We start from the raw sequence: 24,723 nt of genomic DNA, 5'->3' as shown, positions 1-24,723 counted from the left end.
CTATTGACCTAGTCATCTGGAGCTTCCTCCACGCCAGGCTATCTGGCCTACGACAGGAAGCCCATCGGCAGCCTCACTGCTAAGCGTCTCATCTGGATACCTCTGCTTATCCAGATTGTCACACCTCAGCGCCCAGCCGCCGGAAATCATTTGGAAGACTCTGCGGATGCTGGTCTTACCATCGGGGCGCCTGATCAAAAAAATCTTTCCATCCTCAAGTATCTTCTTGGATGTGTCGATCATGACCACGTCTTCGCGAGCGATATGTGGAGCCATGCTGTCGTCTATAACGTACAAGATCCTGAGGTAGGGGTAATGCAGGCCCATGTCCCTCAGCCAGCCGCGGCGGAACAACATCCCCTCAGTAAGCCCCACATGCTCATCATTTACCCCAGGGACAAAGGAGTTATCGTCCAAAAGCTGAGGGATGAGCACGTACTGCTCGTGAGGAACAGCATCCAAAACCTTGGCGCTGCGAGACCAGGTTTCCTTAAAGGAGTCCGCAAAGGACTCAATCACGTCCGCAAGGCGAGGGCTGAAATCCCTCACGGATACCCCAAGAATCTTGGCGAAGGCTGCGGCGACTGAGGCGTTTAGTGGGTTCACGCCGTTCAGATAATGGCTAACAGAGCTTTGGTTAATACCCAAGCGGTGCGCAAGCTTCTCTTGAGTGAGCTTCAGCTCTTTTTTTTTGCCGTCGAAGATCGCCTTGAGTCTCCGGCATTCTTCCGCGCGATCTGAAGGTAAGGGCTTTTTCATAGTCCCATAATATTCCCGTTAGTAATGCCTATCAAATGCCAAAGGTATTGCAGGAAATAAATGCCAAAGGTACTATCCATGCAAAGTACTTTGTGGAGGTAGGCCACGACCATGGTTCCCCTGAAAGATTTCGCTAAGGGTCACGGGCAGCCGCATGCAGCATCCCTACTGGGAATGACGCAAGGTGCCCTGAGTAAGGCTATCCGCATTGGACGTACGGTCTACGTCACGCAGCAAGATGACGGTTCTTTTGCTGCCGTCGAATTTCGTTTGTTCCCTGCCCGGAATGATCGGAAGGCTGACTCCGGCCCGACCTTGGATGAAACGATACGCCATCTAGCCTTGGCCGTTCAGACGGGCAAACCCTCTGTAAATCCATCCAGTATTCAGCATGGGCAGAATTTTGGCCCTCCTGAGGCCCTCGTTTAATGGGTATCGTCCGAACACACACATTTGAGGTGCAAAAGGAAGGCCCCGAACAGCGCCTTTTCAGAGACTTCCAATGGTTGGCTTTTGCCTGCCCAATAAAAAGGAACACAGCATGAGCCAGCACGCCCCATCCCAGTTTTTGTTGTCCGGCTGATTTTTCGCCGGGCAACAAAAAACCCGCCGTAGGAAGCGGGTTTCTCACGCCACTCTGTAGGAGGAGTGGTTACTTCGTAACGTCTTTGAATAGGAGACGGCGCTATGGCGCACCCAGAAAATACCACCACGCCATCACCGGAGCAACTACCACTTTTGCGTCCGATGGATTTTGGCTCGCATGAGCTTGAGGGAGATGCGGTCTTCTCGATCAAAGCCCATGTTGGCTTGATGGAAGGCATCGGCCTAGCTGTAGGGCTCACCGAAGGCATTCACCAGCTCGCCCATCGCCTCGAACTGGCCGCAAACATGGGCGAAACGATTCGAACCAATGAACTCAGGGCCCTGGCCTTCCTGGCCGATGCCGCAAATACCCTGAACCGCAGTGCGCAGGTTGCACTGGAAAAGTGGGAGGTGCAGCCATGACTGCTTCCCCCCAAACGCTCGCCCACGAATTCCATACCCAGGATTTGCACGCAGTATTCGAGGCGGTTGGCGGTATTCCCGTGCATGAATCACTCGACGCCGCCACTGACCGACTAGAGGCGGTCGTGGACGGTCTGCGCGAGTTGATGCAAGAGCCATCGGTCACCCATCTCGCAACTCTGGTGTTCTATGCAGCTGAATCAGCGCTGGCGCTGGTTTACGCCGCGCATGCCGGAGTGGCGCCCGACCAGGACGCCGCGCCACAAAACACTGCATCTCCAGTTCGTGGCGCAGAGGTGCCCTCATGAGCCATCCCATGACCAAATTTTCCTCCCCCGCCAAGCTCGTAGAGGAGGGGCTTGAGCTGCTGGCGATCCTCGCCGAGGTGCTTGAGCACAACGGCGGCTTCAAGGACAGCGACCCAGGCGAACACTCAGCAATGATCGGCGAACGCGGCGAGGACGGCATCATCCGTTCCATGCGAGTAATCGCCTGGGCGGCTCACCGAGAGTTTTGTCAGATGGCTACGGACTTGGAGATCCCCCAATGAACCATATTGTCCCCGCGTGGAATCCAGATGGTTTGCATGGTGAGATCGTCCAGGACGTAACCCTCACCGCCGCCGAAATCGCACGCTTCAACGAAGCCCGCGAGTCATTCAAGTTGATCAAAGCCTTGTACTGGGCGCATGTCGTGCCCTCGCTTGGCGGATTCGGCAATCCTGTAACCGGGGAGCTTGAACGTCTGTTTGAGCGGGTCGTTTTCGACACCAGGAATTTCCTGTACCCGCACCGCAACGCTGCGGCCTTCCATGATGCAAAGGATGTGGGAGGTGATGCATGAATCTGGTCACCATCCACAACACTCAACTGCCCGTCGTTGAGTACCGCGGCCAGCGCGTCGTCACCCTGGCGATGATCGACCAGGTGCATGAGCGGCCAGAGGGTACTGCCCGCCGAAACTTCAACGAGCATCGGGACAAACTGATCGAGGGCGAGGATTACTTCGTACGAAATTCGTCCGAAGCTCGGCAGATGGGGTTTGTTGCCCCGAACGGCCTTTCGCTGCTCACCGAGCAGGGCTACCTGATGCTAGTCAAGTCGCTGACCGATGACCTGGCCTGGACCGTCCAGCGCCAGCTGGTCAGCAACTACTTCAAGCCGCAGGCATTCCCCGTGCCTCGCACCCGCGCAGAAGCAATGCGGTTGGCTGCTGACCTTGAGGAGCAAAACGAACTGCTGGCGCTGGAGAACCAGCAGCAAGCCAAGAAGATCGAGGCCTTGGAAAACTTGTTCATGCCCGGCGAGACGGTCCCGCAATTCGCTAAGCGGCTCAACGGCGTGAATTCCCAGCTGGTGCTGGCATTCCTGGCCGAATTGAAGTGGATCTACGACACCGAAACAAACCCCGACCACTCGCCGAAGTATCGCGTGTATGCCATGGCGCGAGACAAGCATCTGCTCACTGAGAAGCCCTACAAGGTCAGCGGCGAGGGCATGGCGGGATTCATCCGCTATGCCCCAGTGATGCTGGAGAAGGGCGCCCAGCGCCTTCACGACCTGTACATGGAAGGCCGCTTGCCCATGAAAAAGACCTGGGACGGCAAGTTCTTTTACACCAAGTTCAACCCGGAGAATTCCCTGTGAGCAAGAAACCGACCTACGAACAACTCATGGGGCAGATCGCCGAGGCCGCTGTTGGTTATCAGCGCGCCGAGACCAAGCGCAACGCCCTGCGCCGCGAACTGAACGGCCTGTACAAGACCTACTTCGCCGCCTACGGCCACCCATACCCGGGCGAGCCGCGCAAGCGCATTGACCCAGACGACGAGCGCTTCATGGGCGTCCTGAGCTTCACCGAAGCGGCCTTCCAGCGCTGGCTCGATTCGCGAGAGCTGACCACCAAGCTGAAACGCAAGCTGCGCGGTCTCGTTGAGCGCCTGGAGCGTGCCCAATGAGCAAGGTAATCAACAAGGCCTATTTCGAGAGCTTCTCCAATGCGGCTCTGGTGCTGCTGTCCTTCGAGGCTGTCATGGACGCAATCGAGGTGGTCAGCGATGGCGCCAAGATCCGCGAATACGACGAAACCTATGTCGGTCTGGTCGGTGCGAGCCTGGCACTGAGCGTGCTGTTCGAGCGCCAGACCGGCAATGACGCATCGGTAGTGTCAGGCGAGCACCTCGAGCAGGAGCGTAGGCATTTGCTGGAGGGTGGTGAGCCGCCAACCTTCAGCATTCCGATCGTCAACACTCTGCGCGAGCCACTGCGGCCCGAGGTTTTCGACCATCTGACCACTCTGCAGCTCGCCAGCGCGTCGTTCAACTATGCCGACAAGGTGTTCGAGACGATCAGCAACCACTCGCCCCAGGCGCTTGAGATGGCCGAGGCGCGCGTTTCTTCCCTGGATGCGGTGACAGCGCTGCGCTCGCTCGTTCTGCGCCTTTCCGGTGGTTCGCTGACCGACCTTGCGCAGCACGTCGCCAAGATCACCGGCGCTGGATCGGAGACTCTCCAATGACTACGCCCCCAAACCATTCCCAGGCGCTCCGGAATCGCGCTGGCGCAACGATCATCCCCATGGGCTGGCCTACCTACAGGGCAATGCAGGCGCAGCCCGAATCGGTCCGCTGGCAGTTCTACGAGTTCGCCAAGCAGCTGCGCGCCGAGTTGCAGGGCCACGGCTGCTTGTTCGCCGAGCCCTACGACGCCTTCGTGCGCCGCATCACAGAGGAGCTTGACCTGTGAGCACCATCCTGATGACCGCCTGCTGGCCGCTCGAAATGAGTGCCGCTCAGAAGTCAGTCCTGATCTCCTTGGCAGATAACGCCAATGACGATGGCGTTTGCTGGCCGTCCATCGCCAGGATCTGCGAGCGCACTTGCCTGAAGGAGCGGGCTGTGCGCAACGCGATCCGGTGGCTGGAAAGTGTCAGTTTGTTGGTGGCTAAAGAGCGGGCAGGGCGGTCGACCTACTACGTCGTAACCCCGGCATCTTATGCCCCCGGCATTAAATGCCCCCCTGCACCAGATGCCGGGGACCCCGGCACGACGTGCCCCTCACCACGGCACCAGATGCCGGACACCCCGGCACCAGATGCCCCCAGAACCGTAATAGAACCCAAAGGTGAACCATCAAGGAACCGTAAGAGGGGAAATGACGGTTTTACGGTCGAGCAAATGCTTGAGCTGGCACCGCCTGATCTGACCGAGCAAACCGCCCGTGACTACTTCCAGTTTCGGAAGAAGAAAGGCCCGCTCAATACGACGATCTGGAACACCGTGCTGAAGGAGCTGGAGTCGTGCCGCCAAGCTGGGATCAGCTCAGATAAGGCACTGGCTGAAGCCATGACCGCAGGCTGGCAGGGGTTCAAGACTGAATGGCTTGTGAATCGACTCAAACAGGACGCTTGGAGCGCTCCAGCTACCGGATCGCGCAGCGCAGTACTTGCCGTCCCCGCCCATCACCAGGAGATGTACCCTGATGACTACATCTAAATTCAGGCCGGCGCCAGCCGAGCGCGCTGCAGGCATTGCCAAATGCGAAGCGCCTGGTCACGGCCAGTACGAAGCGAAGCAGGTCGAGCAGTTTGATGGCGGGTGGAGGGAGACTGATTGCCCGCGCTGCCGTTGGGAGGCTCTGAACCTTCAATGCGAGGCCAGCGTGCGGGACGCAGCTTACGCCAGCAAGGAAGCGGACGAGCTCAACCGCGATCTGTTCGCCACCGGCATAACACCGCGCTTCCGCGGCTGCACGTTTGACAGCTTCATCACCAACGCCGAATCGGCCAAGGTCCGCGCCCAGTCTATTTGCCGACGCTACGCCGAGGAATTCGAAGGCCACTATCGGGCTGGGCGCGCACTGATGCTGCTGGGCGAGGTTGGGAACGGTAAAACGCATCTGGCCTGTGCCATCTTGCAGCACGTTGTTCGGGAGTATGGCGCCAAGGGCCTGATTGTCACTGCCGAGGCAATCATGCAGGCCGTGACGGACAGCTTCCGTAGCAACGCGGGGCCGTCGAAGTCCGACCTGCTGGCTGAGTTGGCTTATGTCGACCTGCTGGTGATCGACGAGGTAGGCATGCACACGCCCCGCCCGGGTAAGGACTTCATGCCCAGCCTTCTGCACGAAGTGATCGACCGGCGCTACCAGCTTGTGCGTCCGACGATCCTGATCAGCAACCAGGACCGTGAGCAGTTGCCGACCTACATCGGGCCACGGGCCATGGACCGCCTGCGCGAGAACGGCGGCCTGCTGGCGCCCTTCACCTGGTCGTCAGCGCGTGTAGGAGGGGCGGCATGATCAGCCAAGATTACGCGGCTTGCACAAAGGATGTGTCACGGTTGCACAGCCCTGAGTCAGAACATGCCCTGATCGGCGCAATGATCCACCAGCCAGCGCTCATTGACGACGTGAAGCTCGAGGTCAGTGATTTCTACCAGCCCGACTGTGCCGAGCTGTTCGAGCTACTGCTGGCGCTCAAGGCGAAGGGGCGGCAGATCGACGTGGTGACCCTGTCAGATGCCAGGCCGACCTTGGCAGACGGCCGTGGCACGCTGGCAGTGGCTGCTCACATCGCTCACAACACGCCGAGCGCGGCAAACTTCGCAGAGTACGCCCGGATCGTGAAGCAGCGGTCGGTGGCCCGCCGGGTGATCGCTGCTGCACACATCATGTCGGAGCGCCTGAGAGATGGCGACTCGCTGGACGAAGTGCTGGCGCAGGGGCAGCAGGCCTGGATTGCCCTTGAGGCGGAAGGGCTGGATGCCCGCAAGCGGTACCGCTTCGTGAGAGAGATCCTGCCCGAGGCAATCGACGGGATTGATCGCCGTTTCAATCGTGAGGTGGTGCTGGGCTTCGACACCGGCCTGCCATCGCTCGACAAGTTCATTCCCGGCATCTGCGCCGGGCACATGGTGGTTATTGCCGGCGCCCCAGGCAGCGGCAAAACCACCTTGGGCCTGGGCATCGCTGAGCGAGTGGCGCTGGTGGCCAAGTCCACGTCGCTGGTGTTCAGCCTTGAGATGACAGATGTGGAGCTGACAAACCGGTCGCTGGCCTCAGTGGGTAGCGTGCAGCTGAAGCACATCACCGAAGGTCATTCGATGGCTGACAACGATTGGCCAGGCCTGACGGCGGCTGTGAGCAAGCTCGATGGCGCGCCTCTGATCTTCTGCGATGACGCCTCATTGACGATGCGCGATATCCGGCAGATCTGCCGTACGGTCAAGCGCGAGCACGGCCTTGGCTCCGTCACGTTGGACTACATCGGCCTGGTCAACGGCGAGAGCAAGTCGGCCAGCCGGTATGAGCAGGTCACCGACATCAGCAAATCGATCAAGCGGCTGGCCAAGGAGCTGGGAGTGCCCGTGATGGTGCTGGCGCAGTTGAACCGGGGCCCAAGCAACCGCGCCAACAAGCGCCCCACGAAGAGCGACCTTCGCGACTCAGGCCAGATCGAAGCCGACGCCGACGTGGTGGTGCTGGTCCACCGAGACAGCGAGTCCGAAGAGGGGCAATCGGGCGTCACCGAGCTGATCGTGGACAAAAACCGCCACGGCGAGACCGGATTCTGCCGAGTACAGCATCAGGGCGCCTATCACAGGTTTGCCGAGCTGGTCGGGTATCAGCCGAGCAACGAAGAAGTCGAAATGGGCAGGACATTTGCCGGCCGCCACCGCACCAAAGGAGCTAAGCATGAATCTTTCTAACTTCTGGCCACGCGCTGGCGCTGGCAAACCCGCAACCCCGGTCGTGTCGGTGAGCGTGACCAAGCGTACTGACGCTGAGAAGCCCACCACTGCTGGAGGTCAGGAATCACGGACTTCTGCGCCTACTTCCACGTGGAAAAACGAGCAATTGCCCACCACCACTGTGGCACCAAGCAATGCCCCGCGCGGCCCTATTGAGCTGCCTGCCTCCCTGGCTGAATGCGAAGTGCTGGAAGAGGCCCTGGCCCGCGACGCCATCCGCCTGGAGTGCCAGATCGGCGTGGCCGAAGGCACGGCAAAGGCCGAGAAGCGGTATGCCGATCCAACCTGGCACCACCGCGCCAAGGCCGCGCTCAAGCATATCAACCGCGACCGCCAGCGGCTCACGCAGCACATGAAGGCCTTGCGCGTAGAGGCAAGGCGCAATTGCCCCGCCTGGCAGGCCCGCGACAAGGCCATCCTCCGCGAGCTGAACGCCCGGGTACCGAAAGAGGTGTTCGACGAGTGCGTTCGTGTGGTGGATGAAGAACTGGAGATGATTCGATGAGCAACTTTACTGCGGCATTGCCGCGCAAAAGCCTGACCGCCGTGGAGTGCAAGTTCCTCAAGGTGGGCAACCGCATGCTGCTGGAGCAGAACAACGGCCGCATCGCATCAGCGGCCCTGATGGACATCGTGGCTGACTGGCACGCCGCGCGCGCCAATGTGGGATTCGAGCAGTTCGCCAAAGGCTGGATCACCGAAGGCAACGCCAGGAACAAACACGCTGACAAGCTGCTGCGCGAGCTGTTCGGCCTGGACACCGACCCAACGCCCCGGAGGGCTGCATGAAGAAACGAACCTATGTGGACAAGGCGCTGGGCGATACCGAGTACATGCTGGAGCAGTGGGGCTGGTGGCGAATGTGCGAGATGGGCGTGCCCCGCTACGTGTCGCCGCTCTACGCGCTCATTCGCGACAACGTGCCCAGCGAGGGTGGTGCTCGGCAGCATGTCATCACTGACGACCTGGCGCTGATCATCGACGGCGCAGTGGCCAGGCTGACGAAGCGCAACCAGCAGATGGGTGATTTCGTGTGGGCCTACTACGGATCGAAGCATCCGGCCATGCGGGTTGGAAGGGAGGCGGGCATGTCCGAGCGCAAGGCGCGGGAGATTATCAAGGCAGGCGTTGCATGGATTGACTGCGCGCTCGAAGCAATTCGAGAGGCGGCGTAAAAATCGCTATGCGGGCGGATAAACACCTGCTTTCATAGCAGCGTGTCCAGCTTGCAACGTCACGCGACACAGATGAACCCCGGCCATTGTGTCGGGGTTTTTGCTTTTCAGTTCAGCCTGACCCATTCTCACTATCCACAATGGAGGTGTGAAATGGATCAATCTACTAAAGACGCAATCGAGAGCATTTCTAACCAGGTTATCAGCGCTACTCGCGACAGGCGGGTTACCCACTCCACGGTGGAGCTCGGCAAGAGCAATCATGAGGAAATCAAGCAGGGCGTGGCTCGAGTACTGAGCGAGGCTTTCCCTGATTCACAGATAAGCGTGAGTGTATTTGGCGCGGGAACCCTAAGGGTCTCTATTACGCACCCCCAATAGCCGATCTGTCGGTTTGTTTTATGCAAGGGCTCGCCATTTCGGCGGGCCTTTTTCGTTCCAGGAGCACACTGTGAAATACACCGGCCTTCAAACCGCCGACAACGTCCCGGGTATTTCCGGTATGCGTCTTGACTTCAAGACTGGCGCTATTGAAATCACCAGTGGCCGGCTTCCAGATGAGTCGCAGATGGTCACCGTCACCGCAGGCGAATGGGTTGAGAGTGACATACCGGCCAATGCCATCGAGCGCTATCGGTTCATCGGTGACCAGGTGATGGCTATCCCCGCCGAGCATCGTGATAGTGCCGAGTTCACGACCGAAGACATGTCGTTCGACCGCGACGGTTCGGACATCCGCACCACGCTGACCTACCAACGTCTTGAGACTGATCAGGAAGCCGCGGAGCGGGTTTCCCGCCAGGTCGGGTCTGGTGTGGTCATTAATGATGCCGGCATGACGATCACTCGCAACGGCAAGGTCATCGCCAGACTGGGCTGCCGAATGGACGGCGAGCAGCCATTTGCTTTCAAGGGTGATCAGTTGTTCATCAACGAGGCAAGCATGGACTCAGCAGCCATTACTACCGAGGTGACTGCTCGGGCCTCTGCTGATGAAGCGTTGCGCACCCACATCGGCGGCCTCCCTATAGCTCCCAGCGACGGCCAGGTGGCTGACTTGATACGCCAAGTAATCCGCAAAGAGCTTCAGCTTGGCGGCATGCTGCACCGCCGCTGAATTCATTCACAAGCTCCCCGCAACGGGAGGAATCGAGATGGCCCATATGCCGCCAGAGAAAGACCCATCCTTCTGGGTGCTGGTACTGACAGCCCTGAGAGAAAACGGCCTTGCGATGGGCCTGACGTTTGCCTTGACCTGGCTGCGTATTCAGTACGACGGCAAGGAAACCCGCCCAGTCCGGCAGCTCATTGAGGCAACGCTTGGCGCGTTGATCGTGATGGTGGTTGGCCTGACCGTGAAAGAGTTCGGCCTCAGCATTGCCTGGTCGTTCGCCACCGCTGGCTTCATTGGCGTGCTTGGCGTTGAGCAGGCCCGTCAGCTTGGCAAGCGCTGGGCCGAACGAGAGGCGGACAAGCTGTAGTCCGCTCCACAAATTCAATGTGCGCCGTTTCGTGGCGCGAGGTACGCCAATGATCACCCTGACCGGTGTCAACCGTAACGCCATTCACTTGGCTCCCGCCGCCATCGCCTCGGTAACAGAGGCGGGTGCCAGCAGCCAATGGCACGGGATCTGCGCCATCGTTCGCACGTTCGACGGCCAGGTGCTGGAGGTGCGTGAGCGCGCCGCCGATATCGCGCAGCAATGCAGCATGCGCAGGGCTGAATGATGCTTTGCGAGTTCCAGTGTTCCAGGTGTCGATGGGTGAAGACTGAGCCTGAGCCACTCCAAGTCAGCGACAACCGCTTCCTGTGCCAGGCCTGCGTCAAGAGTGAGCAGGCGCCGCCTCCTGCACCGCCTTCGATGCGTGATATTGCGATGCCGAGTGCTCATGGTGTTGGCGTGATGCTGGTGGCGCTGGTGTTCCTGATGGGCGTGGTGGTTGGAACGAAGATGGCAGGAGGTTGGTGATGGCTAGCGTTACCGCAACAATCGTTTGCCGCCAACGCTGGTGGCTGAAGTACTACCTGGCCGGCGTCCTGGTCATGACCCATATCACAGGCCGCGAGCCGGACCCTGGCCGTGTATTCCGATGGATAGAGCGCGGCATCAAGGTCGAGGTGCGCTGATGGCCAGGCTCAAGACACTGGGACCGCGCATCAAGGAAAGCGCAGGCTCGCGGGTCAAGGTGGTGAGCCCTGGCAGCTGGCGGAGTGGAATGACCAGCTCCCAGCGTGGCTACGACTACAAGTGGCAGAAGGCCCGAGAACAGTACCTGCGTGACAACCCGCTGTGCGCTTACTGCGCCCGGCAGGGGCGAACGGCAGCGGCCAGCGTCGTTGACCACATCGTGGCGCATCGAGGCGACAAGGATCTCTTCTGGAATCAGGCCAATTGGCAGCCGCTGTGCAAGCCCTGCCACGACTCGGTCAAGCAAGCCGAGGAGGCTGCTGGCCTGATGGGCTGACCGTCAGCGGAATGGCGCGCGGTCGCCCGAGGCACCTTCGAAGCACGTCAGTGGCGTGCTTCGAGGGTGGGGGGAGGTCAAAATATAGCGATTCTCACCTAGCTAGACCGCCACCGACCCCACGTACAGATTTTTTTCCCCCACAGGATTTTTGTTAAATGGCTTTAACATCCCGCAAGCGCGCTTTCATCGCAGCGCTGAGGGAAGGTGCGTCCAATCGAGACGCAGCTGTAGCTGCGGGTTATTCCGAGAAGACCGCGTCTGCGGCTGGGTCTCGGCTGGTGAAGGACAAGGATGTGGCGGCCGAGTTGGCCAAGCTCCGTGCCCTAGGTCTGATGCTGTCAGATGTTAAAGCAGATGTTAAAGCGCATGTTAAAGCCAAGCATGCAGCGGAGCCATCGACGCAGGCTGAGTCAGTGACCGAACCCGCCGGCGCGAAGGACGAGTGCGCCGAGCCGGAGCCTGCCGGCTTCGACCTCATGCAGGCGTTGCTGCACCGCGACCCGAAGGACTTCCTGCTGTCAGTGATGAACGACCTGGAGTCTGAGCCGAAGCTGCGTGTTGATGCAGCCAAGGCACTGATGCCCTTCGTGCATCCTCGTAAAGGGGAGAGCGGCAAGAAGGATCAGGCCCAGGCGAAAGCTGAACAGGCATCGACTGGCAAGTTTGGCGCCCGGCGCGGGCCGCTGAGGTCGGTGAAATGAAGGAATGGACAACTGCATGCCCGGACTGGGAGCGGCGCATCGTTGCGCGAAAAAGTCTGATTCCCTTCAAGCCGCTGTTTCCGACCGAGGCCGAGGAAGCCCTTGATGTGTTTGGTGCGCTCCGCATGGTGGATGCCACCGGCAGCCCGCTGATGTCGGAGACAGTGCGCGATTGGGTCAACCAGTTCGTGGCCGCCATCTTCGGGGCCTATGACCCGGATGAGGGCCGGCGCCTGATCAGCGAATTCATGCTGCTGATCAGCAAGAAAAACGGCAAGTCCACGATCGCCGCAGGCATCATGCTGACCGCGTTGATCTTGAACTGGCGCCCGTCGGGTGAGTTCATCATCCTGGCGCCGACCAAGGAGATCGCTGACAACTCCTACATCCCGATCCGCGACATGGTGCGGGCGGATGAGGAGCTGGACGCCTTGCTCAAGGTGCAGGATCACCTGCGCACCGTCACCCACCGGCAGACGAACGCCACGCTCAAGGTGGTAGCCGCTGACAGCGAGACGGTGTCAGGCAAGAAGGCCATCGGTGTGTTCGTCGATGAACTGTGGGTCTTCGGCAAGCGCGCCAACGCCGAGGCGATGCTTCGGGAAGCAACCGGTGGCCTGGCCTCTCGGCCTGAGGGATTCATCATCTGGGCAACGACCCAGTCCGATGCGCCGCCTGCCGGCGTGTTCCGGCAGAAACTGCTGTACGCCCGCAAGGTGCGCGACGGCGAGATCGTCGACAAGTCGTTCCTGCCGGTGCTGTACGAGTTCCCAAAAGCGATGCTCGACGCCGGAGCGCATCGGGATTTCTCCAACGCCTACATCACCAACCCCAACTTGGGGCTGTCTGTAGATGAGCCGTTCATTGAGCGGGGCTATGCCCAAGCCCAGATGGACGGGGAAGAGTCATTTCGCGGCTTCCTGGCCAAGCACCTCAACGTCGAGATCGGCCTGGCCCTGCTGTCTGATCGCTGGGCTGGCACTGATTACTGGGAGCAACAAGCCTCCGAGCTGTGCAAGACCCTGGATGATCTGATCGAGCGCTGTGAGGTGATCGACATCGGCATCGACGGTGGCGGGCTGGACGACCTGCTGGGGCTGGCTGCCATCGGGCGTGAAATAGGCACTCGGCGCTGGCTGACTTGGACTCACGCCTGGGCGCACCCCTCGGTGCTGGAGCGCCGAAAGTCAGAAGCACCGCGCATTCGGGACTTCGCCAAGGATGGGCACCTGACTCTGGTCAACCGGATCGGCGACGACATTGATGATGTGGCGCAGTTGGTCGCGAAGGTTGAGCAGGCAGGGCTATTGGACAAGGTAGGCCTCGACCCGGCCGGTGTCGGCGCCATTCTCGACGCCCTGGAGGCGGCCGGGATACCTCGCGACAAGATCGACGGCATATCGCAAGGCTGGCGCTTGGGCGGATCGATCAAGACTGCGGAGCGCAAGCTGGCAGAGGGCGCTCTGCTGCACGGCGGTCAGCCAATGATGGCGTGGTGCTGCGGCAATGCTCGTGTTGAGCCGCGAGGTAACTCGATCCTGATCACGAAGCAGGCCAGCGGCTCGGCGAAGATCGACCCGCTCATGGCGCTGTTCAACGCCGTGACGCTGATGGCGCTCAATCCAGAAGCGAAAAGCGGTATGGACAATTACCTCAATCACGGCTTCTTCGACCTCATAGGCTGACCATGGCATTCAAATGGTACAACCCCGCGACCTGGGGATTTTTCGGTTACACCGATCCGGCCACCGGAAACTACGTCGAGGCCGATCTGGAGGTTGGCGGCAGGCGGACGAAGGCGGGCGTGCGGATCACGACGAGGACTGCGTTGTCCATCAGCATGGTCTGGTCCTGCGTCAAGGTGCTTTCCGAGTCGCTGAGTGGCCTGCCGCTGAAACTGTACGAGGACAAGCAGGGCGGCCGGCAGATGATCAGCGGCAACGACCGCATGCTCAAGCTGCTGCGCAAGCCCAACCCGTACATGACGATGCTGAACTTTCTCAAGTTCGTGGTTGTGAACATGGCGCTGCGTGGCAACGCCTTCGCGCTGATCGAGCGCAATGGGCAGGGTGATGTGATCGGTCTGGTCCCGCTGGACGGCCGAACGGTCAAGATCGATACCGAAGACGATTTGCTTTACACGGTGACGCCCGCAGAGGGTGACCCGTTTCCGGTGTCGCCCGAGAACATGCTGCATTTCAAGCTATTTAGCCTGGATGGGATTGTTGGCCTTTCCCCGCTTGAGTACCAGGCTGAGACCATGGGATTGGCCAAAGCGGGCCAGCAGTGGTCGGCCCGGTTCATGCGCAAAGGCGGCTTTACCGGCGGCTATGTCATCTACGACGGCTTTCTGACCGAACAGCAGCAAGAACAGATCCTCAAGCGATTCCCGGATGTCCGTAAGGCTGACACTGACGACATCGGCAAGATGGCGATCCTGCAGGGCGGACCGAAGATTCACCCCGCCGGAATCTCTCAGAAGGATGCGCAGTTCATTGAATCCCAGCAGTTCCAGGAAGAAGCGCTGGCGGGCATCTACGGCGTGCCGCTCTGGCTAGCCAACCGCGCCGGCAAGACCTCAATCATGGGCTCCAACTTGGAGCAGCAATTGATCGGCTTCATCACCTTTGGCCTAAAGCCCTACATCGACACCATCGAGGACGAGCTCAACAGCAAGTTGTTTGGTGCGTCCGGGCGCTTCCTCGAGTTCGTCGTCGAGGGGCTAATGCGTGCCGATAGTGCTGGTCGATCCACCTACTACGGCGGTGCTCTCGGCGGCTCAGGCGGTTCCGGCTGGATGAGCATCAACGAGGTCCGCTTGAAGGAAAACCTGCCTCCCCTGGAAGGCGACGAATACAACCGGGTCACCCGATGGGAGATGCAAACCAATGGCGAACCTTGAAGTCCCGTTCGAACTCAAGGCCGTAGACGAAGCCGGCAACTTCGAAGGCTACGCCGCGGTGTTCAACAACGTCGACCTGGGCGACGACGTAATCATGCCCGGAGCCTTCACCCGGGTGAAGGCCACCCGAAACGGCAAATTGAAGCTGGCCCTGTACCACGACCTGACCCGTCTGGTGGGGGCCGCCGACTACACCCAGGACGACCACGGCCTGCTGCTGAAGGGCCAGGTGAACCTCAATGTCAGCTACGCCCGCGACGCCTATGAGCTCATGAAGGCCGACATCCTGGACAGCATGTCGATCGGCTTCAACACCATCAAGGCAGATTTCGAGGATCGCGCCGGTCGGCGCGTGCGCCTCATCAAGGAGGCCGAACTCTGGGAGGCGTCCTTCGTACCGTTCGGCATGAACCCGGAGGCCCAGGTTCTAAGCGTCAAGTCGGACATCAGGCTTTTCGAGAAGGCCCTGCGCGAACGCATGGGCCTCTCGCAGAAGGAAGCGGCGGCAGTCGCTTCGCTCGGCTACACCGCGCTACGCCGTGATGGCGGGAGCGAGGCCACGGCGATCGTGGATGAGCTGAAAGAAATTCCCAACTTGTTCACCCAATATTTCGGAGTGTCGCCATGAGCGAAGTGAAAGAACTGAAGGATTCCCTGGAGCTGCAACTGAAGGCCGGCTTCGATGGCTTGCAGAAAAAGTACGATGCAGCCATGGATGAAGTCCAGAAGGGCAACCAGGTCACCACTGATCTGAAAAAGCAGATCGAAGACCAGAAGGGCGAGCTGCAGAAAGTCATCGACCAGGTCGTGGACCTGGAGCAGAAGGGTGTCAAACTGCGAGGCCAGCCCGGCGAGGGTAAGAGCTTCATCGACCTCATCAAGGGCGACGAGAGTTACAAGTCGCTGAATCAGAAGAACGCCGCGCTGGCTCAACTCGAAGTCACCAAGTCTGACATGGCCAGCATGAAAGAAATGAAGGTGACCAGCGCCGGCATCGTTGCGCCAGTTTACGATCCAGTGATTCAACCCGGGATCCGCCAGGAGCTGCGCATCCGTGACCTGCTGACATCGATCCCGGTAACCGGCCAGCAGTACACCTACTTCCGCGAGAAACTGCACACCCGGGGCGCCGCACCGGTGGCCGAGGGCGGCCTGAAGCCGACCAGCAACGTCACCTTCGAGCCGGTCACCGATCGCGTGAAGAAACTTGCGGTGTGGATGCCAGTGACCGACGAGGCGCTGGATGACGTACCGCAGATGTTCGCTTACCTTCAGCAACTGCTCCGCTACGACCTCAAGTTGGAAGAGGAGGCGCAGATCCTCAAGGGTGACGGTACCGGTGAGAATCTGCCGGGTCTGATGACCCAGGCGACCACCTACGACACCGCCCTGAGCAAAGCCGGCGATACCGCTATCGACCTGGTTCGTCGCGCCATTTACCAGGTGCGCAAGCAGTCGCAAATGTCCGCCGACGGTACGGTGATGACCGAGCTGGACTGGATGAACATCGAGCTGCAAAAGGACGGCGAGAACCGCTACCTGTTCGCGAACCTGCAAGGCCTGGTCACCCCAATCCTCTGGGGGCGTCCGGTGATCACCTCCGACAGCATGGACGAGGGCGATGGCACCAACGGTGGTGAGTTCCTGGTGGCGAACTTCGCTCGCTCCACCACGCTGTTCGACCGCATGTCGTTCGTGTTCAAAATGGGCCTGATCAACGATCAGTTCATCAAGAACGAGCGGGCGCTGCTGGTCGAGGAGCGCCTGGGGCTCGGCGTTCGCCGTAAGGAAGCTCTAGTGAAAGGGCGCTTCCCGACCGCCTAACCCCACTGAAGGCCGGCATATTGCCGGCCTCTTCATTTCTGGAGGCAGCATGAAAATCAAGATTCTGTGGGGCTTCGTCGGCAACGGGGCGCTGTTGGGCGGAACTTCGAACAAGGTCAAGGCCGGTGAAACCTTCGATGAGGCTGATGACGAATACGCTCACGCCTTGATCGGCAAGGGGTTAGCCGAAGAAGTCGATAGCGACGGTAAGGCGAAGGCGGTGAGAACCAAGGAAACCAAGCCTACCGCGCCGAAAGAGAGCAAGTGATGATCGACCTGGCCACCGTGAAGATGCACCTGCGGGTCGACGGCGACGAGGAAGACGCTTTGATCAGCGGCTACATCGCAGCGGCCAAGGCCCATGTCGAGCAGCACTGCGACCGCAAGCTGGTAGGGACTGACCCAGTTGAGCCCGAGGAGATGGGATTGACCGGCGATGTCGAGCAGGCGGTCCTACTGCTGGTCGGCCACTGGTACGCCAACCGCGAGGCTGTTGCCGTGGGCACCATCGCCACCGCCATGCCTCTGGCAGTCGAAAGGTTGCTCTGGTACAGGAAGCGATTCTGATGAGAGCAGGACCCATGCGGCATCGCTTGAAGCTGGCCAAGCCCCACAGAGCGCAGAACGACACCGGCGGCTTTGATGATGGCTGGCTCGCTATGGGTGAGATCTGGGCTGAGGTGGCCATGCCAACTGGCCGCGTCTCTCCAGTTGCCGAGCAGTTGCAGGCAGTGATCAGTGCCGAGATCCGCACCCGGCCAAGGTCAGACATCGCCGCTGGCTGGCGGTTAACCGATAAGCGATCGGGCGTGACCTACAAGGTTGAGGCGCCGCTACTCAATAACGAACGGGACATGCTGCGGCTGCTGTGCTCCAGCGTTCCTAACCCGTGAGGTGAACCATGAAAATTCAAGCATTGGGGCCGCTGACCGGCGCCTCTGGCGAGCGTGAAAAGGGCGAGATCTTCGATCTGAAGAAAGAAGACGCTGAGGCCCTGATTGCCCGCGGCTATGCGGTAGAGATCAAGGAAACTTCCACTGCCACCGAAAAGCCGGCCAAGGCCGCACCGGCCAAGGAGTGATCCATGGCCAGGCGCTCCAGCCTTCGCGGCGACATCCGTCTACGTCGGACGCTGCGCAATATCCACAGGATGATGGATAACGAGCTGCAGCCGGCGATGGTCGAAGCGGCGAACCGCATTCTTGAAACGCAGCGGCAGTTGATCCCCAAGGACACCGGAGAGGCGGCTGCGGCGCTCAGGATTTACGTTTCGCCCAGCGGCCTGGATGCTCAGATCGGTATCCGCGGTAAGCGGGACAATCGGCGGTTCTACTACCTGCGCTTCATCGAGTACGGGACCAAGGGCTATCTCGGTGGCAAGCGCGCCGGGAACCGGAACCGTAAGGCCACCAACAAAAGCGACGGCACGCACTTCTTCGGCAAGTACCCAGCGATTCCGGCCAGGCCGGCTCACCCTTGGCTACGTCCGTCGATGCAAGTCAATCGGGAGTACGTGATGGCTGACATTGAGACCGCTGTCCGCCGCACGCTGCGCAAGGCAAGTCAGGGGGTGGGCAATGCCTGATCCATCGCTTGCTCTGCAGAAGGCGATCTTCGCCAGGCTCCAGGCCGAGGTCAGCTGTCCGATCTACGACGGTGCGCCGATGATTGCGGATATGCCGTATGTGTCCATCGATCGGGAGGTCTCGGCCAACAACAGCCCTATCTCGGGACGAAAGCGTCAGACGCGCCTTCTGTACCTGTCGGTATGGTCCGACGCTTCCGGCCAGGCCGAGGTCAAGCGCATCAATGGCGAGGTCATCGCCGCCCTAGACGAGCGCCGCCTGCCGCTGGAAGTTGGCCGGGCCGTCTCCGTCCGGGTTGAGCAGTCGGACGCCCAGCGCGACGCCGACGGCATCACTTACCAGGGCTCGATCACCGTCCGCGTGATCACCACTCACTGAATCACCCACTGGCCGCGCCGCGGCTTTTATCCAATGTGGCTTTGGAGGAATACCCATGCCTGCAGCAGAGAATTTGAACACAGCCGCCGGCTGCCGACTCTTCATCGGCGGGAAAACCGGCGCGGACACCGAGACCGACTACAAGGCCGACACCTACGTCGAAGTGGGCGAGATCGAGGACCTTGGCGAATTCGGCGACACCTTCAGCAGCGTGAACTTCACCTCGCTGAAAGACGGTCGCGTGCGAAAGTACAAGGGCACCGCTGACGCAGGAGACCTGACCGTCACTGTCGGCCTGGACAGTGGTGATGCTGGTCAGCGAGCAGTCAAGACCGCGCACAAGGACCGCAGCAAGGGCGACTACAACGTCAAGATCACCCTGAATGACGGTGACCCGACCGCAACCCCAGTTATCAACCCGACCACCTTCTACATGCGCGTCAAGGTGATGAACAACACCGTTGCACCAGGTGCCGCTGACAACGTGGTGCGCCGCAACATCACCATGGGCATCAACTCCGACGTGCTGGAAATTCCAGCCGCCGCCGCTGCCTGATAGGGGGCTCCTGTGAGCAAAACTCTACACGGGACCGTGACCGTCAAACTGGGCGACGAAGAGTTCACTCTCCTGCCCACCCTAAAGGCAGTTCGTGCTATCGAAGGCCGCTTCGGCGGCCTGCGCGGCGCATCCGCAGCCCTGCATGCAGTCGGCGTAGATGTGGTGGCTTTCATCATCGCCGCTGGCGCTGGTCTGGATGGGAAGGCTGCCGAAATGCTGCCCGAAAAGGTCTGGCAGGAAGGTGTGGCTGGGCTGACACCGCCAGTCACCAAGTATCTCGGCGCGCTCTACAATCCGCGAGGTAGTGACCCGGGAAACGACCAAGCCGGGACGGCGTAAGCGCTGTCGAGGACGGCACCTACGTCGACCGGCTATATGGGATCGCCACCGGGTGGCTGGGATGGGCGCCGGATGTGGCCTGGTCCACGCCGCTGCCCGAGCTGTTCCTGGCTATGGATGCCAGGATTGAGTGGGTTCAGATGACCAACCCCTTTGGCACAGGGAAGAAGCAGGGAGCGAAGGAGAAGCCAAGCGCTTCGAGCGTGGCCGACAAATTGCGGATGGCGCTGACTGGGAGAAGGGCGTGAGCAGGGTGTAGACTTGCTGTTTTGGAGTATGGAATTTCAACATGACCGTGCTTATGGTCCTTGCCTCAGTTGTGATTATATTTTTTGCTAGTGCGTTCTATTCGGCCTATTCGAAAGAATCAAGGACGTCAACTATCGCAAGAAAGGAGCTTCGTCTAGTAGTCGTCTCCGCTGTAGTGATATTGGTAGTCGGCTGGAGCTGGTTCCTTTTTTGGAGCAATAGTCCACAGCGCGAGATAGATGCTCAACGTAAGGATTGTGGCAATACGACGCTGGCTTTTGTTATGTCTCAGAATTTTGTTAAGCAGAGACTTAAGTCTCCGGCGACTGCGAAGTTTCCATACGTAAATGATCAAGGTATTGAGGTCGTCCCTGATGGTATGTGCGGGTTCTTAGTATCGGCATATGTTGATTCGCAGAATGGGTTTGGCGCCACGGTTCGAAGCCATTACAAGGCCTCCATTTCTTACGACAGAAAAACAGAGCTTTGGAGGATTGGCGACTTAACCATCCAATAGAATACCCACACTTCACAACCCGCTTCGGCGGGTTTTCTTTTTTCTGGAGATCAAAATGGCCGATCAGCAAGTCCAAGGCATGCTGGTTCAGATTGAAGCGACAACTGCCCAATTGCGACGTGAGTTGGCGAATGCCGATCAGTTGGTTTCCAGGACCAGCCAGGCAATTGATCGCAACCTGGCGACTGTTGACTCCGCGTTTGACCGAGTTGGCGCAGCAGCCCAGGGCGCCGGGACGCTTATGCGCGGAGCCTTCGCGGCTGTGGCTGGTGCCGGTCTGATCGGGGGCATCATCAAGCAGGTTGATGCCTATGGTCAGATGTCCGACCGGATGAAGGCGGCTACTGGAAGCGCTGCCGAATACCAGATGGTGCAAGAGCACCTGATGCAGACTGCGCAAGAAACCTACCGGCCTCTGGCTGAGGCGCAAGAACTGTATATCCGCACGGCGGATGTGATGCGCAGTTTGGGCTTCAACACCCAGCAGACCCTCGATATCACTGACAGCTTCAGTTTCCTGCTTGTAACCAACGCCGCGTCAGCGGACAAAGCAAGCTCGGCGCTGGACGCCTACTCAAAAGCATTGGCTACAGGGAAGGTAGATGCGGATGGGTGGATTTCTATCCAAACTGCGATGCCAACAATCGTGGACGCGATTGCCCGCGCGACCGGAAAGAGCACCGACGAGGTGCGCAAGCTGGGCAGCGAGGGCAAGCTCGCACTGGATGACATTAACATCGGTCTGCTGAAAGCCGTTGAGGTAAACCGCAAAGCAGCGGCGGACATGTCTACCAGTGTTCAAGATGCCTTGAACAACATCAGCAACGCCACCGGCACCTTCCTGGGTAAGCTGGAGGAGCAAACCGGCGCTGTCGCAGGGTTATCTAAGTTCTTGGTACTGCTGGCGGATAACGTTGACTTGGTGGCGGTAGCGATGGGAGGCGCAGGAGCAGCGGCTCTCACCACCTATGCTGCGAAAGCCTACGTCGCTGTGAAAGCGCAGTTGGTTCAGCGAGCCGCCACGGTTAGAAGTGCAGAGGCTGCAGTAGTCGCTGCTGACGCTCAAAGGCTTTTCGCTCAAGCGCAACTGCAGCAAGCTGAGGCTTCTGTGGCTGCCGCTACGGGCCTGCAGCGTTTGACCTTGGTCCAGACGCAGCTACTCCCAAGGCAGGCGGCGCTCACCGCCTCAACTGAGGCACTGGCCATTGCTCAGGCTAGTTTGGCTCAGACAACTATTCGCGGCGGTCTCCTTGCTGCACTGGGTGGCCCAGCAGGCCTTGCCGTGCTAGCGGGTACAGCCGCCGCCAGTTTCCTGCTCTTGCGGGATAACTCGGACTCCCTCGAAAAGAAGCTCGGCGACCTGAGTGATCCTCTCGATAAGCTGGTTGAACGCTTCAACAAGCTGAACAGCGCGACCCAGGCGGTAGCTCTGAGGGAACTGCAAGGCAAGATCGACGACCTGCAGAGCCAGCTGGGGCAGACGTCGGGCGCAATTGCCGACAAATTCGAGAACGACCTACGCGGTTTGGGTGCCGCTGGCGTTGATGGGTTCATTGCCGGGCTGGCGCCAATGCCCGAGGAGGCACGGAAAGCACTCGAGATAGTGCGAACAGCCGCTAATGACTTCTCGAAGGGCGCAGTGGTGGACTGGAAGGCCGTGGCCGATCAGGTGCGCGGAATTCCCGGCGTCACTGAGGCGATGGCCCAGGCCATCGAGACAGGCCAGGTCAAGGCATCTGAGCTCAGCGCCGCGCTTGCCAACCTGCGATCCAAATTTTCGGAACTGACCGGAGAGACTGACCGGAACACCGTTTCCACTCAGGAAAACAATGCCGCCAAGGCCGGCATGAGCACGGCCGGTCAGACCTACCTCGAAACGCTGCAAAAGCAGCTGGCCGGCCTGCAAGACAATGGCGATGCCACCAAGATCGTTAATCGCTATCTTGCTGAACACACCGACCTTACCGAAACCGACCGGCAGGCAATCTTATCGGCGGCGAGCGCGATCGAAGCGCAGAAGAAAGCCAACCAGGGCGCGAAGCAGGAAACCAAGGATGCTACATCGGCGCAGACCAAGCTCACCCAGCAGCTGAAAGAGGCGGAAACTGCCTACCAGCAGTTGAAGAAGGCTTTTGACCCAGTCGGCGCAGCATCCGATGAGTTTCAGAAGCAAACCAAGAATCTCGACCTGCTGCTGGCGCAGAAGAAGATCACGACCGGGGAGTACGGTAAGGCCCTCGGTGCGCTTGCCGAGCAATTCAATAATGCCGTGCAGGCCTCGACCGGCCTATCGCGGGCCATGAAGTACCAGGCCGATCTTGAGCGCCAGTTGGCGATTGCCCAGCAGCAGGGCGATGCCGCAGCGGCAGCGGTAGGCATGGGCGACAAGCGGGCTGGCCGCGCTCAGTCGCGCCTGGCCCTCGAGCAGGAAAACAACAGCAAGATTCTGGCGCTGCGAGACGAGCTGGCTACAGCCAGCACTGAGAAACAGCGCCAGGAGCTGGAGAAGCAGATTGCCTTGAGGCAAGAGTACGGGGCCAAGCTGGTACAGGTCCAAGAAGACACCTTCGTCAAGATCGACGCGGCTCAGTCTGACTGGACAAATGGCGCGTCAGCTGCCTTGGAAAACTACCTCGACAGTGCCGCCGATGTAGCCGGCCAGACGCAGGAGTTGTTCTCCAATGCCTTTGGCAACCTGGAGGATGGCATCACTCAGTTCGTGAAAACCGGCAAATTCCAGTTCAAGGACTTCGCCGACTCAGTGATTGAGGATCTGATTCGCATCCAGGTGCGCCAAGCGGCTGCTGGCTTCCTCAGCTCGGCGTTTGGTTTCCTTGGTGGCGGTACCCAGGCACTTGGGCAAGGCACAATGACCGGCTTCAGTGAAGTCATCCCGAATGCGAAAGGTGGTGTCTACGATTCGCCCAGCCTGTCGGCATACTCAGGTGGCGTCTATGACAGCCCGCAGATGTTCGCTTTTGCCAAGGGCGCTGGTGTCTTCGCTGAGGCCGGGCCAGAAGCGATTTTGCCCTTGCACCGCGGTCCTGATGGTTCACTCGGCGTAATGGCCGCTGGTGCAGGAGGTGGTGGTAGTGAATCCTCCTTCTCTTTCGGCGGCATCACGCAGAATTTCCACTTCCATGGTGGGGCCGGCGCATCCAAGGAAGACCTAGAGAAGGCGGCGTTCAAAGGGGCCAATGGCGGATACGAATTGATGCTGCGAGACTTCAAGACCAACGGCGCCGGGCGGCAGATGCTGCAGCGGCGGTAACTATGCTCGGCCCGCTTCGGCGGGCTTTCTATTTGGAGTGACCCAATGGCGGAGGAATGGCCGGAATCCCTGGAGCCCACCGAGGTTACCTGGGGGATCGTCTACAACAACCGGGCGTTCACCTCGTCGCTGTCGAATTCCCAGCAGATCGTGGCGCAGCCAGGCTCGTACTGGATGTGCACGCTGAACTTCGGCGTGCTCTACGAAGAGGATGAGCGTGAGCTGACATCGCTGCTGGGCCGCCTGCACGGCATGTTCGGCGCCGTGAATATTCCATCGATCACCCGCACCCGTGCCGATGACATCGGCGCCCCGGTCGTGGCCTCGGCCAATGCCCAGTCGACGTTCCTTCAGCTGCAGGGCATGACGGCGAGTCGACAGGTGTTCAGCCGCGGCGACCACATCACCATCAACGGTGAAATGTTCGAGGTGGTGGAGCGTGCCTCAACCGATGCCGCCGGGAAGGCTGTGGTTTATGTGAACAAACGTGTTCGCAGAACCATCGCCGCCGGCACCCCGGTTGAATACAAGAACCCCTACTGCGAGATGCGGCGCATGGATGACACCAATCAGTGGAGCATCCAGCCGGTTGTGTCGAGCGGTAGCTTCCAGTTTCGGGAGGCCTTCTGATGGCCGCAGGCGTTTTCCCCTTCAGCCAGACGGTTGTCGACATCATCGCGAAAGGCAACTTCATGGCGGTGTATGCCTGCCAGCTGGACTTCCCGGACGGCATGGTCTTTGCGCACACCGGTACCGGCGACCTGGTCATCGATGGCATCTCCTACCAGGGCGTTGGAAGCTTCGGTGAGGTCGGTCAGTCGCAGGAGAGCAGCAACTCAGGTTCGCCGATGTCGGTGGACCTGACCCTCAACGGCCTGGATACCCAGATCATTACCGAAACCTCGCTGAAGGGCTGCCGAGGGCGCGCTGGAAAACTCATGTTCGTGGTGTTCGCCGAGGACGGCACCTACGCTGCCGACATCCTGTTTAGCGGGCGCATGGACGCCGCCAAGTTCTCCTACGCCGGCAATGGTGAGGAGGGCAACAGCATCACGGTCCCGCTTATTGACCGGATGGCCGAATGGAACCGAACCGGCACTGAGCGATGGACAGATGAGAACCATCGTGCCCGCCGCCAGGATGACCGCTTCTTCTTCGCCATCGCACAGATTGCCGACTGGCCGATTTACTGGGGCGCCTCCAAGGATGCTCCGAAGTTCACATACGAGAAGTGACC

Annotated in this window: 39 protein-coding genes; 38 read left to right on the top strand and 1 reads right to left on the bottom strand. The window is 59.9% G+C overall.

The window, feature by feature from the left end; translation table 11 throughout:
• Positions 1-12 precede the first annotated feature (12 nt).
• Positions 13-759, bottom strand: a complete 747-nt coding sequence (locus D8767_RS22435; protein ID WP_015271451.1) for a LexA family transcriptional regulator — start codon at positions 757-759, stop codon at positions 13-15.
• A 111-nt stretch (positions 760-870) separates the two neighbouring features.
• Between D8767_RS22435 and D8767_RS29495 the strand changes: the two genes are divergently transcribed.
• The 38 genes from D8767_RS29495 to D8767_RS22250 all read left to right on the top strand — a co-directional run bounded on the left by D8767_RS29495 (position 871) and on the right by D8767_RS22250 (position 24,721).
• Entirely contained in the window at positions 871-1,188 is a 318-nt protein-coding gene (locus D8767_RS29495; protein WP_016715558.1) for a Cro/CI family transcriptional regulator, read from the top strand.
• Positions 1,189-1,446: 258 nt separating this feature from the next.
• Positions 1,447-1,767, top strand: coding sequence for a hypothetical protein (locus tag D8767_RS22425; protein ID WP_033724208.1), 321 nt, complete (start codon positions 1,447-1,449; stop codon positions 1,765-1,767).
• Complete coding sequence (locus tag D8767_RS22420) at positions 1,764-2,075, top strand: hypothetical protein (protein ID WP_016715560.1); 312 nt, start codon at positions 1,764-1,766, stop codon at positions 2,073-2,075. The genes D8767_RS22425 and D8767_RS22420 overlap by 4 nt, the downstream gene beginning before the upstream one ends.
• Positions 2,076-2,083: 8 nt before the next feature.
• The gene (locus D8767_RS22415; RefSeq protein ID WP_016715561.1) at positions 2,084-2,317 is read left to right on the top strand and encodes a hypothetical protein; all 234 of its coding nucleotides are present in this window, start codon (positions 2,084-2,086) and stop codon (positions 2,315-2,317) included.
• Positions 2,314-2,610, top strand: coding sequence for a hypothetical protein (locus D8767_RS22410; protein ID WP_016715562.1), 297 nt, complete (start codon positions 2,314-2,316; stop codon positions 2,608-2,610). The genes D8767_RS22415 and D8767_RS22410 overlap by 4 nt, the downstream gene beginning before the upstream one ends.
• Positions 2,607-3,413 (top strand): ORF6N domain-containing protein, encoded by an 807-nt coding sequence (locus D8767_RS29375; RefSeq protein ID WP_016715563.1) that lies wholly within the window; start codon positions 2,607-2,609, stop codon positions 3,411-3,413. Before D8767_RS22410 ends, D8767_RS29375 begins: the two co-directional genes overlap by 4 nt.
• Positions 3,410-3,724, top strand: a complete 315-nt coding sequence (locus tag D8767_RS22400; RefSeq protein ID WP_016715564.1) for a hypothetical protein — start codon at positions 3,410-3,412, stop codon at positions 3,722-3,724. Before D8767_RS29375 ends, D8767_RS22400 begins: the two co-directional genes overlap by 4 nt.
• On the top strand, positions 3,721-4,284 hold the full coding sequence (locus tag D8767_RS22395; RefSeq protein ID WP_016715565.1) for a hypothetical protein: 564 nt from the start codon (positions 3,721-3,723) through the stop codon (positions 4,282-4,284). The genes D8767_RS22400 and D8767_RS22395 overlap by 4 nt, the downstream gene beginning before the upstream one ends.
• A gap of 59 nt (positions 4,285-4,343) precedes the next feature.
• Positions 4,344-4,511: a hypothetical protein gene (locus D8767_RS28855; protein ID WP_016715566.1), complete on the top strand. Its 168-nt coding sequence runs from the start codon at positions 4,344-4,346 to the stop codon at positions 4,509-4,511.
• Positions 4,508-5,260, top strand: coding sequence for a helix-turn-helix domain-containing protein (locus D8767_RS22390; protein WP_016715567.1), 753 nt, complete (start codon positions 4,508-4,510; stop codon positions 5,258-5,260). Before D8767_RS28855 ends, D8767_RS22390 begins: the two co-directional genes overlap by 4 nt.
• Positions 5,247-6,065 carry an ATP-binding protein gene (locus tag D8767_RS22385; RefSeq protein ID WP_016715568.1) on the top strand — a complete coding sequence of 273 codons (819 nt, stop codon included), beginning with the start codon at positions 5,247-5,249 and terminating at the stop codon, positions 6,063-6,065. The genes D8767_RS22390 and D8767_RS22385 overlap by 14 nt, the downstream gene beginning before the upstream one ends.
• A complete protein-coding gene (locus D8767_RS22380) occupies positions 6,062-7,474 on the top strand; it encodes a DnaB-like helicase C-terminal domain-containing protein (protein ID WP_122048430.1) in 1,413 nt (470 codons plus the stop codon). The genes D8767_RS22385 and D8767_RS22380 overlap by 4 nt, the downstream gene beginning before the upstream one ends.
• The gene (locus D8767_RS22375; protein WP_122048429.1) at positions 7,461-8,021 is read left to right on the top strand and encodes a hypothetical protein; all 561 of its coding nucleotides are present in this window, start codon (positions 7,461-7,463) and stop codon (positions 8,019-8,021) included. The genes D8767_RS22380 and D8767_RS22375 overlap by 14 nt, the downstream gene beginning before the upstream one ends.
• Positions 8,018-8,305 (top strand): hypothetical protein, encoded by a 288-nt coding sequence (locus tag D8767_RS22370; RefSeq protein ID WP_122048428.1) that lies wholly within the window; start codon positions 8,018-8,020, stop codon positions 8,303-8,305. Before D8767_RS22375 ends, D8767_RS22370 begins: the two co-directional genes overlap by 4 nt.
• A complete protein-coding gene (locus tag D8767_RS22365) occupies positions 8,302-8,691 on the top strand; it encodes an antiterminator Q family protein (protein ID WP_122048427.1) in 390 nt (129 codons plus the stop codon). Before D8767_RS22370 ends, D8767_RS22365 begins: the two co-directional genes overlap by 4 nt.
• 451 nt (positions 8,692-9,142) lie before the next feature.
• Complete coding sequence (locus D8767_RS22355; RefSeq protein WP_122048425.1) at positions 9,143-9,808, top strand: hypothetical protein; 666 nt, start codon at positions 9,143-9,145, stop codon at positions 9,806-9,808.
• A gap of 37 nt (positions 9,809-9,845) precedes the next feature.
• Positions 9,846-10,172: a phage holin family protein gene (locus tag D8767_RS22350; RefSeq protein WP_121757707.1), complete on the top strand. Its 327-nt coding sequence runs from the start codon at positions 9,846-9,848 to the stop codon at positions 10,170-10,172.
• A 49-nt stretch (positions 10,173-10,221) separates the two neighbouring features.
• On the top strand, positions 10,222-10,419 hold the full coding sequence (locus D8767_RS22345; protein WP_121757706.1) for a hypothetical protein: 198 nt from the start codon (positions 10,222-10,224) through the stop codon (positions 10,417-10,419).
• A 35-nt stretch (positions 10,420-10,454) separates the two neighbouring features.
• Positions 10,455-10,661, top strand: a complete 207-nt coding sequence (locus D8767_RS22340) for a hypothetical protein (protein WP_063977543.1) — start codon at positions 10,455-10,457, stop codon at positions 10,659-10,661.
• Positions 10,661-10,819, top strand: coding sequence for a hypothetical protein (locus D8767_RS28850; RefSeq protein WP_163002512.1), 159 nt, complete (start codon positions 10,661-10,663; stop codon positions 10,817-10,819). Before D8767_RS22340 ends, D8767_RS28850 begins: the two co-directional genes overlap by 1 nt.
• Positions 10,819-11,157 carry an HNH endonuclease gene (locus tag D8767_RS22335; protein WP_122048424.1) on the top strand — a complete coding sequence of 113 codons (339 nt, stop codon included), beginning with the start codon at positions 10,819-10,821 and terminating at the stop codon, positions 11,155-11,157. Before D8767_RS28850 ends, D8767_RS22335 begins: the two co-directional genes overlap by 1 nt.
• A gap of 158 nt (positions 11,158-11,315) precedes the next feature.
• Positions 11,316-11,861, top strand: coding sequence for a terminase small subunit (locus D8767_RS22330; protein ID WP_122048423.1), 546 nt, complete (start codon positions 11,316-11,318; stop codon positions 11,859-11,861).
• A complete protein-coding gene (locus tag D8767_RS22325) occupies positions 11,858-13,546 on the top strand; it encodes a terminase large subunit (protein WP_122048422.1) in 1,689 nt (562 codons plus the stop codon). The genes D8767_RS22330 and D8767_RS22325 overlap by 4 nt, the downstream gene beginning before the upstream one ends.
• Before the next feature lie 2 nt (positions 13,547-13,548).
• Positions 13,549-14,763, top strand: coding sequence for a phage portal protein (locus D8767_RS22320; RefSeq protein WP_122048421.1), 1,215 nt, complete (start codon positions 13,549-13,551; stop codon positions 14,761-14,763).
• Positions 14,750-15,391: an HK97 family phage prohead protease gene (locus D8767_RS22315; RefSeq protein WP_015271426.1), complete on the top strand. Its 642-nt coding sequence runs from the start codon at positions 14,750-14,752 to the stop codon at positions 15,389-15,391. The genes D8767_RS22320 and D8767_RS22315 overlap by 14 nt, the downstream gene beginning before the upstream one ends.
• Positions 15,388-16,587 carry a phage major capsid protein gene (locus D8767_RS22310; RefSeq protein WP_015271425.1) on the top strand — a complete coding sequence of 400 codons (1,200 nt, stop codon included), beginning with the start codon at positions 15,388-15,390 and terminating at the stop codon, positions 16,585-16,587. The genes D8767_RS22315 and D8767_RS22310 overlap by 4 nt, the downstream gene beginning before the upstream one ends.
• Before the next feature lie 49 nt (positions 16,588-16,636).
• Positions 16,637-16,855, top strand: coding sequence for a hypothetical protein (locus D8767_RS22305; protein ID WP_122048420.1), 219 nt, complete (start codon positions 16,637-16,639; stop codon positions 16,853-16,855).
• On the top strand, positions 16,855-17,154 hold the full coding sequence (locus tag D8767_RS22300; RefSeq protein ID WP_015271423.1) for a head-tail connector protein: 300 nt from the start codon (positions 16,855-16,857) through the stop codon (positions 17,152-17,154). The genes D8767_RS22305 and D8767_RS22300 overlap by 1 nt, the downstream gene beginning before the upstream one ends.
• A complete protein-coding gene (locus D8767_RS22295) occupies positions 17,154-17,480 on the top strand; it encodes a head-tail adaptor protein (RefSeq protein WP_016715892.1) in 327 nt (108 codons plus the stop codon). Before D8767_RS22300 ends, D8767_RS22295 begins: the two co-directional genes overlap by 1 nt.
• An 8-nt stretch (positions 17,481-17,488) precedes the next feature.
• Entirely contained in the window at positions 17,489-17,668 is a 180-nt protein-coding gene (locus D8767_RS22290) for a hypothetical protein (protein ID WP_122048419.1), read from the top strand.
• Between the two features lie 3 nt (positions 17,669-17,671).
• Positions 17,672-18,172, top strand: a complete 501-nt coding sequence (locus tag D8767_RS22285) for an HK97 gp10 family phage protein (RefSeq protein WP_122048418.1) — start codon at positions 17,672-17,674, stop codon at positions 18,170-18,172.
• A complete protein-coding gene (locus D8767_RS22280; RefSeq protein WP_122048417.1) occupies positions 18,165-18,551 on the top strand; it encodes a DUF3168 domain-containing protein in 387 nt (128 codons plus the stop codon). Before D8767_RS22285 ends, D8767_RS22280 begins: the two co-directional genes overlap by 8 nt.
• 55 nt (positions 18,552-18,606) lie before the next feature.
• Positions 18,607-19,107 (top strand): hypothetical protein, encoded by a 501-nt coding sequence (locus tag D8767_RS22275; protein WP_122048416.1) that lies wholly within the window; start codon positions 18,607-18,609, stop codon positions 19,105-19,107.
• Positions 19,108-19,119: 12 nt separating this feature from the next.
• On the top strand, positions 19,120-19,449 hold the full coding sequence (locus tag D8767_RS22270; RefSeq protein ID WP_122048415.1) for a hypothetical protein: 330 nt from the start codon (positions 19,120-19,122) through the stop codon (positions 19,447-19,449).
• A gap of 289 nt (positions 19,450-19,738) precedes the next feature.
• Entirely contained in the window at positions 19,739-20,215 is a 477-nt protein-coding gene (locus D8767_RS22265; protein ID WP_122048414.1) for a hypothetical protein, read from the top strand.
• Between the two features lie 55 nt (positions 20,216-20,270).
• Complete coding sequence (locus tag D8767_RS22260) at positions 20,271-23,486, top strand: phage tail tape measure protein (protein WP_122048413.1); 3,216 nt, start codon at positions 20,271-20,273, stop codon at positions 23,484-23,486.
• 45 nt (positions 23,487-23,531) lie between these two features.
• Complete coding sequence (locus D8767_RS22255) at positions 23,532-24,116, top strand: hypothetical protein (RefSeq protein WP_016715915.1); 585 nt, start codon at positions 23,532-23,534, stop codon at positions 24,114-24,116.
• Positions 24,116-24,721 (top strand): hypothetical protein, encoded by a 606-nt coding sequence (locus D8767_RS22250; RefSeq protein ID WP_016715916.1) that lies wholly within the window; start codon positions 24,116-24,118, stop codon positions 24,719-24,721. Before D8767_RS22255 ends, D8767_RS22250 begins: the two co-directional genes overlap by 1 nt.
• Positions 24,722-24,723 lie beyond the last annotated feature (2 nt).

The organism is Pseudomonas sp. LTGT-11-2Z (genome assembly GCF_003691445.1).
Taxonomy (GTDB): domain Bacteria; phylum Pseudomonadota; class Gammaproteobacteria; order Pseudomonadales; family Pseudomonadaceae; genus Aquipseudomonas; species Aquipseudomonas monteilii.
This window is presented reverse-complemented; position numbering and strand designations above follow the sequence as displayed.